We start from the raw sequence: 17,185 nt of genomic DNA, 5'->3' as shown, positions 1-17,185 counted from the left end.
TTCACATCCTTGCAGCTGTTTTTATTGGAATTCCTTGCCCATTCATCAGTATAGGTGCTGGCAGTTCGCGGCTCGCTTTCGTTACAATTCCCTTAAAATAAATCGGCCAATTAGCGAAAAACATGACTCTTTGCCCTTGCGGTTCCAACCTTTCTCTCGATCTGTGCTGCGGATCACTCCACGGCGGTGCTCCCGCTCTCACCCCAGAACAGCTGATGCGCTCGCGCTACAGCGCCTTCGTGCTGGGTCTTGGGGATTATCTGGTACATAGCTGGCACCCCGACTATCTCGGTGATCTGACCGCAGAACTGCTCTCCCAGACCGATACCCAATGGGATGGGCTCGAGATCATCGCCAGTCAGGGCGGCCCCGACGACATACTCGGCATGGTGGAGTTCAAAGCCTGGTTCGTAGAAGGCGAGACCCGTCACTGCCTGCATGAACGTTCCCGCTTCGTGCGTTATGAGGGGCGCTGGGTCTATACCGACGGGGAGATAGATCCCGTCCCGCTCCGGATCGGGCGCAATGATCCCTGCCCCTGTGGCAGCGGCAAGAAGTTCAAGAAGTGTTGCGGCAATTGAGGCTGACTACTTAAATGAATCTGTAACGCGGGAGCATCGGGACCATGATCCATGACACAACAGACTCAGCAGTCACCCTTCAAATCGATCAAGGATCGCATCAAGGCCAATAAGGAGAAGGGCATCTCCATCCAGGGGCCCGATGTCATGGATTATCTCTATCCCGCCAGCAAGGTGGGGATCGAGGTGATCACTCCGACCGGTCAGCTGCGCTCCCTGCCTGCCGTGCTGATCGGCGCCGACAAGGCGCGTATCATCTATTTCAGCCTGCCAGCCACCACCCCGGCGGATGCCGCCCTCTACTGCCAGCCGGGTTACCGCCTCACGGCGGCCATCATCTGCGAGCGAGGCGTGGGAGCCATGCTCTGCTTCGAGGGCTTTATCGAGCAGTTCAACAAGCAGCCCCAACTCTTCACCATGCGCCAGCCAGAGAGCATGACCCTGTTCAAGATCCGCAAGGAGATCCGCTACCCAATCAGTTGCACAGGAGTCGCTCTTTTTGCCCAGCATCCGCTCAACATCCATCTGGTCGACTTTTCACTGGCAGGTTGTGCCTTCAGCACCCACCATCAGGCGCCGACCATTCCCCTCAACCACTCGCTTGAGCTGCGTCTCGATGCCTCTAGCGCCAACGGGATGCCCTACCAGCTGACCGGCACAGTGCGCAACCAGCGCCAGATCAACAACTACCCCGTCTACGGCATGCAATTCGACGCCGCCGGCTTGCAGCAAAGCGAAACCTTTTTGAAGCACCTCGAATTCAATGGCCATCAGATGGTCGTTCGCACTCAAGCTGGCGCCGTTGCGAACATCGCCATGGGCCACTCCGCCCCCTGAAAGGGGCTACTGTCAGGCCGATCCCGATCACACTTCTGAGCATTAACGGTCGAAAATGTTCGATCACGCTCATTTATTTGGTCTGAATCAAACATTTTACTCACGGTTAACGTCAAACTTCTCATCAATGTGAGTAGCGAGACCGGCACCAATGCAAAGAATAACTACACAAGTCGTCATCATAGGCGGCGGGGCCACCGGGGCAGGCATCATTCGCGATTGCGCACTGCGCGGCATTGACTGCATTCTGCTTGAACGGGACGATATCGCCGCCGGCACTACGGGGCGTAACCATGGCCTGCTCCACTCGGGAGCACGCTACGCGGTGACGGATCAGGAGTCCGCCCGCGAGTGCATTCAGGAAAACCGCATCCTCAAGCGGATTGCCAGCCACTGTGTCGAGGACACTGGCGGCCTCTTCCTCACCCTGCCGGAAGATGACATCAATTTCCAAACCACCTTCATGGATGCCTGTGCCCGCGCCGGGATCGATACCCGTCAGCTCGATCCCCGCGAAGCATTGCGTATGGAACCCAACGCCAACCCGGCGATGATCGGCGCCATCCACGTGCCGGATGGTACGGTCGACCCGTTCCGCCTCGCCGCCGCCAACGTGCTGGACGCCAAAGAGCACGGCGCGCGCATCTTTACCCACTGCAAGGTGCTGGGACTCTTGCGCACTCAGGATCGGGTACACGGGGTCAAAGCGATCAACACCCGCACCGGCGAAGCGTTCGAGGTGGAGTGTCAGGAGGTGATAAACGCCGCCGGCATCTGGGGTCAGCAAATTTGCGAATACGCCGATCTCGGCATCCGCATGTTCCCGGCCAAGGGATCCCTGCTCATCATGGATTACCGCATCAACCAGCTGGTGCTCAACCGCGCCCGCAAACCGGCGGATGCGGACATTCTGGTGCCGGGCGATACCATCTCCCTCATCGGCACCACCTCCAGCCGTATCGATTACAACAAGATTGACCTGCTCACCGTCGAGCCCGAAGAGGTGGAGGTGCTGCTGCGCGAGGGGATCAAGCTTGCCCCCATCATGGCGCGTACCCGTCTGTTGCGTGCCTACGCAGGCGTTCGCCCGCTGGTGGCGGTGGACGGTGACGAAACCGGCCGCAACATCAGCCGTGGCATAGTGCTGCTGGATCACGCCGAACGCGACGGTCTCAAGGGTTTCAACACCATCACCGGCGGCAAGTTGATGACCTACCGCCTGATGGCGGAGTGGGCCACCGATCTGCTGGCCAAAAAGCTCGGCAACAGCAAGCCCTGCCGCACCGCCGAGCTCAATCTGCCCGGCTCGCGGGATCCGGAGAAGGTCTCCGCCCCGGGGCTCTCTGTGCCTGCCGAAGGGTCGGCCCAATACCGCCACGGCGAGCGAGTCATCGCCTTCTTCCGTGACAATCCGAAAGCCAACGCCCTCATCTGCGAGTGCGAAATGGTCACCGCGGGCGAAATCGAATACGCCCTGCGCGAGCTGGATGTGGACAACCTCATCGACCTGCGCCGCCGCACCCGTCTGGGTATGGGACCCTGTCAGGGCGAGCTCTGCGCCTACCGCGCCGCCGGCCTGATGCAGGAGTACGGCAAGGCCGACGGCCGTCAGGCCTGCGTCATGCTGCGCCAGTTCCTGGAGGAGCGCTACAAGGGCACCCGCCCGGTGCTGTGGGGCGATGCCCTGCGCGAGGCCGAGTTTACCTACTGGATCTACGAGGGGCTGTTTGGCCTTGGCGAGTGGACCACACCTCAACTGGTCACCGATGCGCCACCCGCCCACAGGCAGCACAATGCCACTCACGCCACTGAGAAGGAGAGCCGTCATGAAGTTTGACAATATCGTTATCGGCGGCGGCATGGCGGGCCTCTCGGCCGCCCTGCGTCTGGTGGAAGCAGGCCAGAAGACCCTGCTGATGGCCTCTGGCCAGAGTGCTCTGCATTTCTCCTCCGGCTCGATCGACCTGCTGGAGAGCGAAGGGGATCCCCGCGCAGCGCTGCCCGCCTTTATGGCGGCCCATCCGGATCACCCCTACAGCAAAGTCGGAATGCAGAATATCGAAGCGAGCCTGGCCGATCTGCAGCGTCACTGCGCCGAGCAGGGGCTGCCGCTGGTGCGCCACGAAACCAATCACCAGCGCCTGACCCCCATCGGTACCCTCAAACGTACCTGGCTCTCCCCCGATACTTGCGCCTGCGTCACCGATGCACCGATCCCGGACGTGCTACTGCTGGCCACCCTCGAGGGCTTTCGCGACTTTCATCCGGCACTGGCGGCGGCCAATCTGACGACCCATCCGCGCTTCGCCCACTGCCGCATTCTGACTGGCGAGATCCGCCTGCCCCAGCTGGCCGAATTCAGCCGCAATCCCCATGAGTTTCGCTCTGCCGACATCGCGCGCCTGTGTGACAAGCACCATCTGGTGGCCGATTTGGCCAGCGAGATCAGTCGAATGGTGCAGGAGAGCGGCGTGCCCGACTGCCGCCATATCGTGCTACCAGCCTGCCTGTCGCTGGGACTGGTTGGCCCGCGTCTGGCGGAGCTGGAGCAACGTACCGGCTGCACCATCAAGGAGGTGGCGACCATGCCGCCATCACTGATCGGCATGCGGATGCAGGAGGCGCTCAAGCGCCGCTTCATGGCCCTTGACGGCACCTTCCTCACCAGCGAGCGGGTGCTGGGCGCCCGTTACGAGGGGGATCGGGTGGTCGGCGTACACACCCAGAATGGCGATGATCAGCTGTTTGAAGCCGACAACTTCGTGCTCGCCTCCGGCAGCTTCTTCAGCCGCGGGCTGGAGTCCCGTCTGCGCGGCATTCGCGAACCCATCTTCGATGCCGATGTGCTGAGTCTGGAGGAGCGCGACGCCTGGGCCGGTCGCCGCCTGTTCGACCACCACCCCTTTATGGGGTTCGGGGTCAAGACCGACGACAAGCTGCGTGTGCTGCGTGGCGGCAAGCCGCTCGCCAACCTCTACGGCGCCGGCAGCGTGCTGGCTCACTATGACCCCATCAAGGAGGGGTCAGGCTCAGGTGTCGCGGTTGCCACCGGCTGGCAGGCCGCCGGTCATATTCTGGGCGCCGCCCAATGATTACTTCGTCCCATATCCCGTGCCTTCACACCCTACGGGAGGAGAACTGACATGCTACTGGATCATGCCAACCAAACTTTCGATCAGTGCATCAAATGCACCGTCTGTACCGCCTACTGTCCGGTGGCCAAGGCCAACCCCGCCTACCCCGGCCCCAAACAGGCGGGCCCGGATGGGGAGCGGCTGCGGATCAAGAGCCCGGAGCTGTTTGACAGCGCCCTCAAGCACTGCACCAACTGCAAGCGCTGCGAAGTAGCCTGCCCGAGCGGGGTGCGCATCGGCGACATCATCGCCAAGGCCAAGCACCAGTACAGCGGCTTCAAACCGGGGATCCGCGAGTTCGTGCTCTCCCACACCGATCTGATGGGCAGCATGTCTACCCTGATGGCGCCGGTGGTCAACTTCACCACCGGCCTCAAGCCGATGAAGCTGGTGCTGGACAAGGCGCTGGGGGTCTCCTCCCACCGCGACCTGCCCAAATACTCCCAGGGCACCTTCCGCGGCTGGTACAAGAAGCAGAAAGAGACTCAGGCCCGTTATGAGCGCCAGATAGCCTATTTCCACGGCTGCTACGTCAACTACAACCACCCGCAACTCGGCAAGGAGCTGGTGCAGGTGCTCAACGCCATGAACATCGGCGTGCAGTTGCTGGAGCGGGAGAAGTGCTGCGGCGTGCCACTGATTGCCAACGGCTTCATGGACAAGGCCAAGCAGCAGGCGGCCTTCAATATCAAGCAGATGGAGAACTCCCTGCTCGGCAACGAGATGCCGCTGCTGGCCACCTCCTCCACCTGCGGCTTTACCCTGCGCGATGAATATCCCCACCTGCTGGAGCAGGACAACCACAAGGTGCGGGATCGCATCTCGCTGGTGACCCGCTTCCTGTGGAACGAGTTCTACAAGGGCAACAAACCGGCGATGAAGCCGCTCAATCTGCACATTGCCTACCACACCCCCTGCCACATGGAGAAGATGGGGGGCGTCATCTACACCCTCGAATTGCTGCGCGCCATTCCCGGGGTCAAGGTGACGGTGCTGGAGTCCCAGTGCTGCGGGATCGCCGGCACCTACGGCTTCAAGTCGGAGAACTACCAGACCAGCCAGACCATCGGCGAGGGGCTGTTCGATCAGATCAACCGTCTGTCCCCCGATCTGGTGATCACCGATTGCGAAACCTGCAAATGGCAGATCGAGATGAGCACGGCGTTTCGCTGCGAACACCCCATCCACCTGCTGGCCCAGGCACTGGCCTGATCGGCTGATAACAAAAGACAATCCACGCAGAGATAAACAAAGAGCCGGCAATTGCCGGCTCTTCCTTTTACGCTTCACTCCCGCTATCAGGGATGCTGGATGATCAGGCTGTGGTTATCCAGCATGCTCTGCAGGATGTCGTGGGACGAGGTGCTGGTGAGGTTCCAGCTGTTCAGATCCACATCCTTCAGGGTGATCTGCTGAGTCACCTGACCACCACTGGCCGAGGTCACCGAGAGATTCACATCGCTCAGACCATTGCTGCCGGTCGTCACCGACGCCGATAGGTTGCTTAGCAGACTTTCGACGCTGGCTCCCGGGCCCCCCCGCAGCAGGTCAGCCAGATCGATCCTGTCCCCCTGTTCTGGATGGAAGTCGGTGATGGTATCGACTGCGGGTTGCCCCTGACTCCCCTCATCCCCCTTCTGCCAGACAAAGAGATCGCTGCCGGCACCACCGGTGAGGATATCGCTGCCTTTGCCGCCATGGAGCACATCGTTCCCAAGCCCTCCCACCAGACGATCATCGCCTGAAGAGCCAAAGAGGATGTCGTCATGCTCGGACCCCAACAGCTCATGACCGCTCTGGCTGTGGATAGTCAGGGTATCGAGTGGCGTGCTGATGGTGGAGCCGCCGACACTCGACTCGGCGGAGATCCCCAGCACATGATCCCCATCGCTCAAGCCGTTGAAGTAGAGCGGTACCGAGTGATCCGCCGGGATCAGCCAGTCACCGTTGCTCTCCTGATGTCCCACGGTCAGGCCATGTTCATCCTGCACCTGAGCGTTCCCCAATCCGCTGATGCGAATGGATAGCTCGCCGGTTGCCGGATTGACCACGCTAGCCTGCAGACTCAGGGGCACCATCGCCCCCTGCAGGGCATGGATCTCGTGCTGGGTCAGCGTCAGGTTCGGCATGTCCGGCTCGGGCGTGACATTGATGGTCACCTGATCGGTGTCGCTCAACGGGCCACCCGCACCACTGTTGCCCTGATCCGAGGTAGTGACGGTCAGGGTATCCTCTCCCCAGAAATCTTTGGCCGGTTCATAGTGCAGGCTGCTTGCCAGCAACTGGTTGAGATCGGCCAGCGACCCCACCAGGGTGATCTCGCTGGTCCCCGCCCCCTGCACCATCACGGCGCCAGTTGCGCCCAGCAGGGTCAGCACACCATGCTCGACCCGCAGCACCATGGAGACAGGCGCGCTGCCGGCATCCACATCCTTCACGCTGATGCCGGATAGCGACAGAGAGCCATCCTCTTTGACCGTCATGCTGCCCGGCAGCTGATTGACCGGCGCATCATTGACCGGCAGCACCTCGATCGGTACCACATCAGTGTCGCTGAGGGCCCCGCCGCTACCGGTATTGCCAAGATCATTGGTCACCATGGTGAGCTGATCCTGGCCATTGAAGTCCTGTGCCCCCTGATAGGTCACCCCGCCCGCCAGCAGCGCATTGATGGCTGCAAGCGAGCCACTCAGCACCAGCGAACCCGTGCCACTGCCGGTCACGGTCACGCCGCTGCCGGCCGCTAGGGTCAAGGTGCCGTGACCCACCGAGAGGCGCACCTCGATGGGGCTGTTGCCCGCATCCACATCTTTGACCTGCAGGCCATCAATGCGGTAAGGCATATCCTCTTCGGCAACCAGCGGCGCTGTGGGCAGAATGTTTTCGGGCGCGTCGTTGACCGCCTCTATGGTGACATCGATGCGGCCCTTCACCTCTGGCCCCAGCGCGCCGTTGTCCAGACTCTGGGCGATCACCTCGAGTTTCAGGGTACCGTTAACGTCGTTGGTCACCAGCACCAGATCCGCCAGATTGCCACCCACAGTGGTCACCTGCCAATCACCGTTTGGCAATCTGACTACCTGACCGGCCACTCCGTCCGGCAGCTCAATGGATGCTCCCTCCGGCACGTTGCGGATAGTCACCCGCACCTGCTCGGCGCCATTTTCATGCACATTGCTTGCGCTCCCGCCGGTGGCGTGGGTATCGCGGGTCTCCAGCCCCAGATTGAGCAGGATCCTGTCGCCCTCTACCCCGCTGGCATTGGGCACCAGATCGCTGATGAGGGCATCCCCCACCGGATTGACGGTCACGGTAAAGCTGCCGCTGGTTTCAAGGGGAATAGTGAGCCCCTTGTCGAGGGTAAAGGCACTGAGTGACAGATCCACGCTGCCGCTGAAATCGGCCGGCGGGATCAGGGTCAGCTTGGCAAAATCGGTGCCTACAGGTACTTGCCAGACACCACCACCATTATTCACGGCAGGGGCCGAGAGGGTGAAACCATCCGGCACCCCCTTGATCTGCAACGCCACTATCTTCTCGGAACCGTCGTTATCGATGAGGGCGGCACCAAAGCCAGCCAGGCTGATGGCACCATCTTCATTGCCCGATACATCGTGCAGCGTCAGCGCTGCCGGATCGTTGACCGGTCTCACCTCAAAGCCGACCTGCCCGCTCCAGCTGCCGCTGTCGGTCACCAGCTGGCCGCCGACCAGCGCGGTATCGACGATATCGACCTTGATGTCGAGCGGTACCTGACCGCTGAAGTGCTCTTTGGGCACAAACACCAAGTCCTTGAGGGCAGCCACATCGCTGACCACCAGGGTGTTGACCGGCTTGCCACTGCCATCGAGGAAGTAGCCATATTTTGCATCCACCGTGATGGTGACCCGTTCCACGGTTTCAAGGCCACCATTGGCGATGGAGGGGCTGATATCGGCCAGTTTCACCGAGAGATCGAGGTGGATCTCGCTATCTTCCAGATTGTCCGGCTGTCCGTCATGGTTGGTATCCAGTACGGTCAGCGTCAGTTCCGGATGCTCGCCACGGCCACCATTCACATCGACCACGGGGGCCACATCGACCCGTACCGTCGTGCTGTCGACCTTGATATCGCCACTGGCGGTATCCGTGTTGACCACCTTCACCTCGATATTGAGCGAGCCGGCAAAGTCTTGCGGCAAACCCAGGGTCAGCCCTTCCAGACCAGCCAGTGACGGCGGCACCTTGATGACATACTCACCGGTCGAGATGTTGTACTCGGCGCCGCTGATGGTGACACCCGCCGGCAGCCCCTTGAGGACTATGGTCACCTCGTCGCTGGTCTGATCGGCGGCGCCGATATGGATCACGCCTTTGAGCTGCTGACCAAAATCAACCCGGATATCCTCCTTGCCCACCAGCACCGCGTTGTCGTTGATATCGACGGTCGCCGCAGCTTCCTTGTTGGTCGTCGGCGTCGCCTCGAAGGTCGCATCCGTGTTCAGGCTCACCTTGACATGGCCACTGGCATCGCCATCATCGCCACGGTCGATCACCATGGCATCGATACGGATCGGTTGAACCTTGCCGACAAACCCGTCGGGCGCATGCAGCTTGAAGCTCCCGAGGTTGCCCGCAGGTACGATCCAGCTGCCGTTACCATTGTTGATACCGCCAATCACCACAAACTGATCCCCTGCGCCACCGTTCAGCACCGGCAGGTTAATCACCAGATAGTCGATCTCCTCCACGCTGGAGGGATCGAGGTCGGTAAAGAGGAAACGCCCCGCCAGATCGATATCGGCACCGCCCTGCCCCACGAGTGCGCCGCCAGTCTGGGTCAGCACGCCATCGGGCTCCACCACCGCCTGAATATCGACATGCAGGTTGCCATCGATCACCTTCTCGGCCACCGCGACCGAATCCACATCGTGCTGGGTCACGGTGACATGGCTCTGGATAGTGGTATCCCGATCGCTATCCTCCGGCGCCTTCACCAGCAATTGTCCCCCGTTGAGCAGGCTGTCTAGCTGGGCGGCCGTCAGGGTGACCTGGCCACCCACCACGGTCAGCTGGCTCTCCACGCCGCCGACTCGCAGCCAGATCTGGTAGCCATCCTCCACCCCGGAAAGGCTCAGCGCAGTGACCTTCTCGGCACCGTCCGTAAGGGTCGGATGCCAGTCCAACACGGTGAACTGATCTTCCAGACCGTGGCTGGTCTTGCTGTAGTCGGTCGCATCGATCTCCGGCTCCACCTTGATATGCAGCGGCACTTCGAAGCTCTTGCTGTCGCCGTCGTTTTCGGTAACCACCACCCTGGCGACGAGATGCAGATCCGCCGTGCTGTTGTGGGGTGGCTGAATAAGCAGATTGCCAAAATCGGAGACATTGACCTGATAGGTCGGTTTGCCGCTGGCATCGAGTCCGGCAAAGGTGAGGGTCAGCTCCTTGCCGCTGGCATCAAATACCCGGGCCCCTTCCGGCAGCCCTTGCAGTACCACGTTGAGGCTCTCGGAGGTGTCGTGCGGGGTATCGACCCACTCGCCCGAGGTGAGGGTAAAGTTGAGCGGCGCCCGTCCATCTTCGCCCACTGTGATGGCATAGCCTGTCCCTTCGGCCTCCCAGCCGGTATTGCCAAGCTCGAAGTGAGGCTGATCCACCACCCCCACCAGATCCACATGAATGGTCTGGGAGCCGGTCTCCTTCTCGTTCACCACGATGTGGGTCTGGCCATTGGCATCGGTCAGGGTGGCGCTGTCTTTGACCACGCCCTTGATGGTCAGATCGAAATCGACGTTGCTGTTTTTGGGCGGCAGCAGCTTGAGCTCATTGATGCGCTCAAAGGGCACCTCGTAATACCCGGCAGCATTCTGGCTGACGGCAACGCCCCCCAGCAGCAGCGTCGCCCCGGCGGGCAGGCCACTGATGCGCACAAAGAGCTGCTCGGAGCCATCGGTGGTGTCACCCAGGTGAGCCAGGCCAATCTTGCTGCCCAGATCGAGCAAGGTATCCTCTTTGCCCTGAATATCGCGCACGGTGAGTTTGGCGTCATCCGCCAGCGGATTGACGTTGATCACCAGCTCAATCCTGTCTCCCTGCGCCGTACCCTGACCCGGCACGATCGGGTTCTGCTCCGTGCTGATCGGGGTCACCGACAGCTTGATGTCACCGCTGAAATCCTTGGCCGGAACCACGGTCACCTTGTTGATGTCGCCACCAGCCACTGTATAGAGGCCGTTTGCCCCCGGGGTCAGCACCTTGCCGTTAAGGGTCAGAGTCCCCTGACCCGACTCCCACTTGATCTGGTAGGTCAGGGTCTCGGAGCCATCCGTATCGGTGAGGCTCGCCTGCACATTGAGGGCAATGCCGCTGCTGTCCTCGTTGATGGTGTAGTGCTGGTGCGTGCTACCCGCATCCCACAGGGGTTTGTCGGCAATACCTTGCACCGTGATGTCCAGATTGCCGGTGAGCACCGGGGGCTTGCTCCCCTCGGTGACGCCCACCTGCAACTGCACCGGGAAGCGCAGCGGATTGCCTCCGTTGTTGTAGCTCGAGTAGTCGTGGTTAGGCACGAAGGTGACACCGGTGAGCTGGAACTTGTCGTTGGTGTTGGCCACCGCCACCATGGCCGCAGGCGGCACCTCATACCAGGTCTTGCCACCCAGGGTGATGGTGGTCAGTGCGACACCGTTGAAATAGAAGGTTCCCTGGGCATTGGCTGGTGCCTGGATAAGCAGCTGCTCCACATGCTCGCCCCGATCGAAATCCCCCACATCCAGATTCATGGTGATGGGGATCCCCTGGCCAGGATCGGTTGCTCCGGCATCCTCCTGGCCGGTGACTGCGCTCACGCTGAGCATGCCAGCCTCGTCCCGGATGGTCAGGGTCAGAACCCCATCATCGGTATCCCCGTCACCGTCCACCAGATGGAACTCAATCTGCTGCACCAGAGTGCTGTTGCTGTGATCAATGCCCGACCTGGCAGTGAAGCTGTAGTTGCCCTCGGCATTGATAACCAGAGTGCCGATGACTTGTCCTGTGCCATCCGTTACCGAGATGGTGGTATTGCCCGTTGCGGCGATGGGGTGCTCGGTGCCATTGATGGTGACCGATTTCACTACCGCATCGTCCGCCCCCTCACTGGCGGTGGCCAGCAGATCGCCGGTCACTTTCGCTCCTTCATTCAGGGTCTTGTTCGCATCCACGGCCACGGGCACATCATCCTGCACGCTCACATGACCAATCACTTCGGCACTGAGGTCTCCGTCACTGTCCCGCGCCTGTAACGGCAGCTGGATATCCAGCAGATCCTTGCCCTGAGCACTGTGATCAAGATTGCCGATAAGCTCGAAGGTGTAGCGACCGGAGACATCCAACGTCAGCTTGAAGATGAGCTTGCCTGCGCTGTCCTTGCCAAGATACACACCCGGCTGGCTATCTGCGCCAATGGTGACGACCTTGCCCCCCGACGTGAGGGTGTTGAGGGCGTTAAAGCGAGCCACATCCAGTTGCAGAGAAGCCACCCGGTCACTCCCGGCAGCGATCGTCACCTGACCGATGGCAACCTCTCCCGTGCCTGACGGGCTGGTGCCTCCATGCTGGCCATTGCCCCCGTTGAGATCCGACTCCTTGACGGTGACCCCCTCGATAGCGGTGATCACGGGATTGTCAGCATCGGTGATTACGGCAGTGGTACTGCCAGTGATCACGCTGCCATCGCTGTCGGTTACCTTGATTGGCAAGGTCAGGTTGAGTTTGTCATCCGCCCCGTGATCCAGGTTGGTATGCACCGTCACCTGATAATCTATCTCTGCACTGGTGTGAGCGGCGATGCTAGCGGGCACGGTGGGGATAGATACCGTTATCACCACCAGACCAGCGCTGGTTACAGCCTGGAAGGTGTGACCATCCGTGCCAACCGCTTGCCAGGTCAAGGCTTCGCCATTGTGGGTAATGGGTTTGCCGCTGGCATCCATAACCTGACCGGAGAGGGTCAGTCGCACATCTGTCACCGGATCCGAGTCAGCTTTGATGATGATCTTGCCGCTCGCCTGCTGGTCATCCACCGCCGAGTTGGCGCCATCAAAGCGCCCTTCGCTGAGGGTTACACCAGTCAGAGTCAAGGTCGGTTTATCCCCTTCCCCAATCTGGATATTGAGGGTGCCGCTGGAGCTGTCGTTGTTGCCGCCCGCCTTGTCGTAGTCGTTGACGATCACCTTGATGGGCAGCTCGGTCACGGCGTTGGCGCCCTGATGGATCCCCTGATAGAGGGTCACCTGATAGTCAAAACCGTTCTTGCCCGCCTGATCCAGCGTGCCAACCAGCCGCACCTCAAACACCTCGACCCGCTGGCCGTTGACCATCACATAGCCCTTGAGCAGCTGACTACCCGGGATAGCGGGCTCCCCATCAAGCAACTCGTATTTGACGGTTTGGCCGAGGGCTGTGAGCGCCGGTTGCTGGCTGCCCTCGGCAAATGCCACCTCGACCACCCGATCCGACCCGGCTTGTACGTCGAAGTGACCGGTTTGACTCAGACTGTTGCTGCCGGTGAGGTCCCCCTCATCCAGAGACACGCCTCTGCCCGGGATAAAGCTCGGCGCCTTGCCATCCGCGATGGTGAGCGGCAACGTGGTACCGATGCGATCGCCATCCTTGTCGGCCAGGGTGACCGCCAACGGCAGGTTGAGGGATTCGCTCCCCTTGTGATCCAGCTCACCCGTGAGGGTCACCTTGGCGGTGACGCTCCAGTTACCGTTGTTATCGACCAAGCTCAGCTCGGCGCGCAGGATCTCGCGACCATCTGCCGTGATGCCGACCAGCTGGCCGTTGGCGTCGAGGGAGAAACTGATCGGGCTGCCATGGCTGGTGAGACCGGTCAGGGTGCTCTGGATGGTGGCGATATCAAAACCCAGAGATGCGGGATCAAGGGCATCGCTGCCGTGGGTCACCGTGAAACTCATGTTGCTGACCGCAGCCGCCTCCCCTTGCGCCATCTCGGTGATAGCGGTGCCGCTGACCGCAGAGATTGTCGGGTTGGCGCCATCACCTATCGCCACGGTAATGGTGGAGGAGACCTTGTCACCATCGCTGTCGAGCAGGGTAAAGCCCGCCTTGAGCAGGCTGTCGGCACTGCCCTGATCCAGCGGTTGATGGAGGGTAAAGCTGTATTTGCCATCGTTGCCAAGGGTCAGCTTAAACACCAGCGTGCCATCGGGGGTACGCCCCTCGATAAGATGATCAGCCACCGTGATGGTCACGGCCTGCTTGCCCGAGGTGAACCCTTGCAGCCCCGGCTGGTTGGCATCGAAGGTGATGCTGGCCAGCGGATCGCTGCCCGCGGTGATGGTCAAATCACCGTTAAGGGTCTGCTCCTGCAGCCAGTTGCTATCTTCCGTGAGCGTCAGGGAGACAGGATCGACCTGCGGCAAGGCACCATCGGTAATGTTGATATTTAGGGTGCCGAGGTTGCTCTTGTCGCCGTCAAAATCGGTGCCCTGTACCTTCAGGCCTAGGTTGAGGCTGTTGGTCGCTTCCGGCTCGTCAAACACGCCGGTCAGGGAGACGCTGTACTTGCCATCCAGCCCGATGGTGACGGTGAGGATCGTATTGCCCTGCCAATCCTTGACGGTCAGCTGGTTGCCCTGCACCTCATAACTGGTGGGATGCCCCTGGCTGGTGAGCCCAGCGAGCGCTGGTTGGCTCGCCTCAAAGTTGAGGGAGACCAGACGATCGCTACCCACCGTGACCGGCAGTTGACCATCGATGTGCTGGTTGCCCCCTTCTTGCAGCGAAACGCCCTTGTCGAGACCAAGCGAAGGATCACTGCCGTCGTTGATGGTCAGAGCCAGGTCGGCACTGGTGACATCGCCATCGATCTCTTTGGCACTCACCTGCAACCCCAGCGAGAGGCTGTCACTACCCTGATGATCGAGCGGGCCGGTAAGGGTGATCACCACCCGACCGCCCACATCGCTCCCCTGCTGTTCAGCCAGCAGCTGGGCGCGCAATACCTCTACCCGCTGACCATTGCCATCGAGGTAGTAGCCCAGCAGGGTGCGATCATCGGTAAATTCAAACGTCAGCGGATGGCCATCGCTGGCAAGACCCGAGCCGTTGAGGGTCGCCAGGGTGCCACTCTGATTGCTGAACACCAGCGAATCCACCAGCAGGGGATCGGCGGTGTGCTTGACCACAAAGCTGCTCTCCCCGACTACGGCGGCGCTGTTGGTAAAGGCATCCTCGGTCAGGGTAATGGCCGGGATCTCGAAGCTCGGTGGAGTGCTGTCCACCAGATTGATCACCAGCGGCGCTTTCACCAGATCACCGTCGCTGTCGCGGTATTCGAGGTTGAACGGCAGACTCAAGGTTTCCTGAGTGTTAAGCAGGGTCTGCTCCTTGCTCTCGGGGTGATCCAGGCTCTGGTTCCAGACGATGCGATAGCTGCCGTCATCGCTGAGGGTCAGGGTAAAGACGGTGATACCACCGGCAGTGGCGGTCAGGGTCTGGCCGCCCCAGACGTAATCGAGTGCCACTCCATGACTGGTAAGCTTCAGCCCTTCAAGGCCGCTCTGGTCAGCGGCGAAGGTGACCTGCAGGTTGCCATCAATCCCGGCGCCGGTATTGAGGCTGCCAGTCGCAGTGACTGGGCCATTGGCCAGTCCGGCTTCGGAGAGGGTCAAGGTCTCGCTCTTGCCGATCAGCGGCGCACCGTCCAAGGCAGAATTACCCGCCAGATCGGTGACGCTGGCACGCACTTCGAAAGATTGCGTGATACCGGAGAGATCAAGACCTGATACCTGCCAACGGCCATCCGCACCGACCACTGCAGAGGTGGTAAGCAGGATCTGCCCATCGCTGCCTAGCAGGGTGATGGTCACCTTCTGTCCCGCCTCGACATTGGCGGTGGTACCACTCAGGGTGGCATTGTCGCTGCCAAAGAGTTCCACCGCGTAGAGATCATCGATATCGATGGTGGCCTGGGTATCAACCTCAATAGTGAGGGTATCGCTGGCTCGGTTGCCGGCGATATCCACCGAGTCGACCCGAAAATCATAAGCTCCGTCTGCCAGCGTATCGGGCAGCTGATATTGCCAGTTGCCATTGCCGTCAACGGTAAGTACGGTGAGCACGCTGCCACCAAGGGAGAGGGTGACTGTGGCACCGGGCTCCCCCTTGCCCTGCAGCAGCGGGGTATTGTCGCGGGTCAGATCATCGCTCTGGCTGGCACCGGTGTCGCTCTCATCGGCAAGATCCAGGGTAATGGTGGTGATGGTATCGAGCAGGGTCTGGCCCAGATCGCTGGCACGGTTGCCGGCAGCATCCTGAGTATCGGCCTGAATGGTGAGGGGGCCATCCACCAGCTTGCCGGTGACGTCGCCAAAATTGGCCTCCCAGACCAGACCGGGCAGCACCACTGTGGTGACGGTGAGTCGGTTGCCTGCCTGGTCAATCAGGGTCACGGTGACCGGCTGACCGACCTCTACATCTAGCACGGTACCGCGGATGATAACGCCAGCCGCCTCGTCAGCGTTGATGATGTTGTCGCTGGTCTGCGGCTCGGTGATGGTGATGGCGGCAAAGAAGTCGCGTACTTCGGCAAAACGCAGCTCGTCGTTGGCGACAGGTGCATTGTGATCCGTATCGAAACCGGCCTCGGCCAGGGTGGCGTCATTGGTGCGATCGACCACCACAAAGCCGCCAGAGCTGGAACCCGCAACGCCACCAATATTGCCGGCAGCTGGCGCGGCGTTGCCTGCGGCGGTCTCGGCAAAGAGTTTGGTCGGGTCAACCCCCTGGCGAATGGCCTCCTGCAGGGAAGCGAGCTCCTGATCAGGCTGCGCCTCGCTGCCATCGGCCGGAACAGGATTGGCCGGTTCAGGTTGTTGTCCGGTTGGCTGCGAATCGGCATCAGCCAGTGCAAACTGCCCCCCCTGCGCGGCTTGCAGCCGATCACCGGGATGGAGCACCATCCCCACGGTTGCTCGTACGACAGCTCCATCTGCACTGATGACAAACACGGAGCCCTCTATGCGGGTCACCACCGTGGACTTTTCAATTTGCAACTCAGCCATACAACCTCCGGCACAACCTGATTAACGACATTATCAACAGCACACCTGACTGGATTAGCCATCTTACCGCAAACAAGTTGAAGGGTCTTTTCTCAATTTTCGACAAAAGAGACCGCAAACAGGGTATTTCGTACAATAAATGTCATGCAGGCATCGTCCTTGGTGCGACAACCTGTGACGCAACATTGCTGCAGCCCTTTGCTGATGCGCCTATTCAAGAAAAAATAGTCCTTTTGGCGGACTCGCTTCGTAATCCCTGGTGAATCCGGATTTCAAGCGAGCCCCAGTGGCAAACGGGCAGTGCAAATGAGTGCAGCCAAACAGCAGCGCTTATCGATAATAAAGTGAATAGAAATTTAAGTTTGCGCATAGCCATTCTTCTTGCCGAACGATGAAGAAGATATGTCCATAGCGCCAAGGAGTGAGCTGACCTCCACAACGCTCTTTACCCGACTTAGTAAAATCCGCTGATTTTTCTTGGCAAGACCGTCACGACCACCTGACTTTTCGTAAAATTCAACCCAGATCTCATTTCCGTGCTTTGCTCGTGCCGCCAATTGATCTGGCGCAACTCCTCTCT

General features: G+C 60.5%; 6 protein-coding genes. 5 read left to right on the top strand and 1 reads right to left on the bottom strand.

The features are described 5' to 3' along the window. Window positions 1-122 precede the first annotated feature (122 nt). The 5 genes from NOM67_RS02340 (at window position 123) to glpC (ending at window position 5,764) form a co-directional block, all read left to right on the top strand. Window positions 123-581, top strand: a complete 459-nt coding sequence (locus NOM67_RS02340; protein ID WP_156852922.1) for a YchJ family protein — start codon at window positions 123-125, stop codon at window positions 579-581. Window positions 582-632: 51 nt separating this feature from the next. Further along, the gene (locus NOM67_RS02335) at window positions 633-1,418 is read left to right on the top strand and encodes a PilZ domain-containing protein (RefSeq protein ID WP_041210283.1); all 786 of its coding nucleotides are present in this window, start codon (window positions 633-635) and stop codon (window positions 1,416-1,418) included. A gap of 151 nt (window positions 1,419-1,569) precedes the next feature. Next, the gene (gene glpA, locus NOM67_RS02330; RefSeq protein ID WP_255933570.1) at window positions 1,570-3,255 is read left to right on the top strand and encodes an anaerobic glycerol-3-phosphate dehydrogenase subunit A; all 1,686 of its coding nucleotides are present in this window, start codon (window positions 1,570-1,572) and stop codon (window positions 3,253-3,255) included. Beyond that, window positions 3,245-4,510, top strand: a complete 1,266-nt coding sequence (gene glpB, locus NOM67_RS02325) for a glycerol-3-phosphate dehydrogenase subunit GlpB (RefSeq protein WP_255933569.1) — start codon at window positions 3,245-3,247, stop codon at window positions 4,508-4,510. Before glpA ends, glpB begins: the two co-directional genes overlap by 11 nt. Window positions 4,511-4,561: 51 nt before the next feature. After that, window positions 4,562-5,764 (top strand): anaerobic glycerol-3-phosphate dehydrogenase subunit GlpC, encoded by a 1,203-nt coding sequence (gene glpC / locus NOM67_RS02320; protein ID WP_156852925.1) that lies wholly within the window; start codon window positions 4,562-4,564, stop codon window positions 5,762-5,764. An 86-nt stretch (window positions 5,765-5,850) separates the two neighbouring features. Here the strand turns inward: glpC and NOM67_RS02315 are convergent, their stop codons facing one another. Continuing rightward, complete coding sequence (locus NOM67_RS02315) at window positions 5,851-16,605, bottom strand: retention module-containing protein (RefSeq protein ID WP_255933568.1); 10,755 nt, start codon at window positions 16,603-16,605, stop codon at window positions 5,851-5,853. Window positions 16,606-17,185 lie beyond the last annotated feature (580 nt).

The sequence above is a fragment of the Aeromonas sp. SG16 genome (assembly GCF_024436135.1).
Lineage (GTDB): Bacteria > Pseudomonadota > Gammaproteobacteria > Enterobacterales > Aeromonadaceae > Aeromonas > Aeromonas jandaei.
This window is presented reverse-complemented; position numbering and strand designations above follow the sequence as displayed.

What these genes read in the sequence shown, in the direction of transcription:
- NOM67_RS02335 (WP_041210283.1), top strand. Translation starts at nt 633, where the DNA reads ATGACACAACAGACTCAGCAGTCACCCTTCAAATCGATCAAGGATCGC.
- glpA (WP_255933570.1), top strand. Translation starts at nt 1,570, where the DNA reads ATGCAAAGAATAACTACACAAGTCGTCATCATAGGCGGCGGGGCCACC.
- glpB (WP_255933569.1), top strand. Translation starts at nt 3,245, where the DNA reads ATGAAGTTTGACAATATCGTTATCGGCGGCGGCATGGCGGGCCTCTCG.
- glpC (WP_156852925.1), top strand. Translation starts at nt 4,562, where the DNA reads ATGCTACTGGATCATGCCAACCAAACTTTCGATCAGTGCATCAAATGC.
- NOM67_RS02340 (WP_156852922.1), top strand. Translation starts at nt 123, where the DNA reads ATGACTCTTTGCCCTTGCGGTTCCAACCTTTCTCTCGATCTGTGCTGC.
- NOM67_RS02315 (WP_255933568.1), bottom strand. Translation starts at nt 16,605, where the DNA reads ATGGCTGAGTTGCAAATTGAAAAGTCCACGGTGGTGACCCGCATAGAG.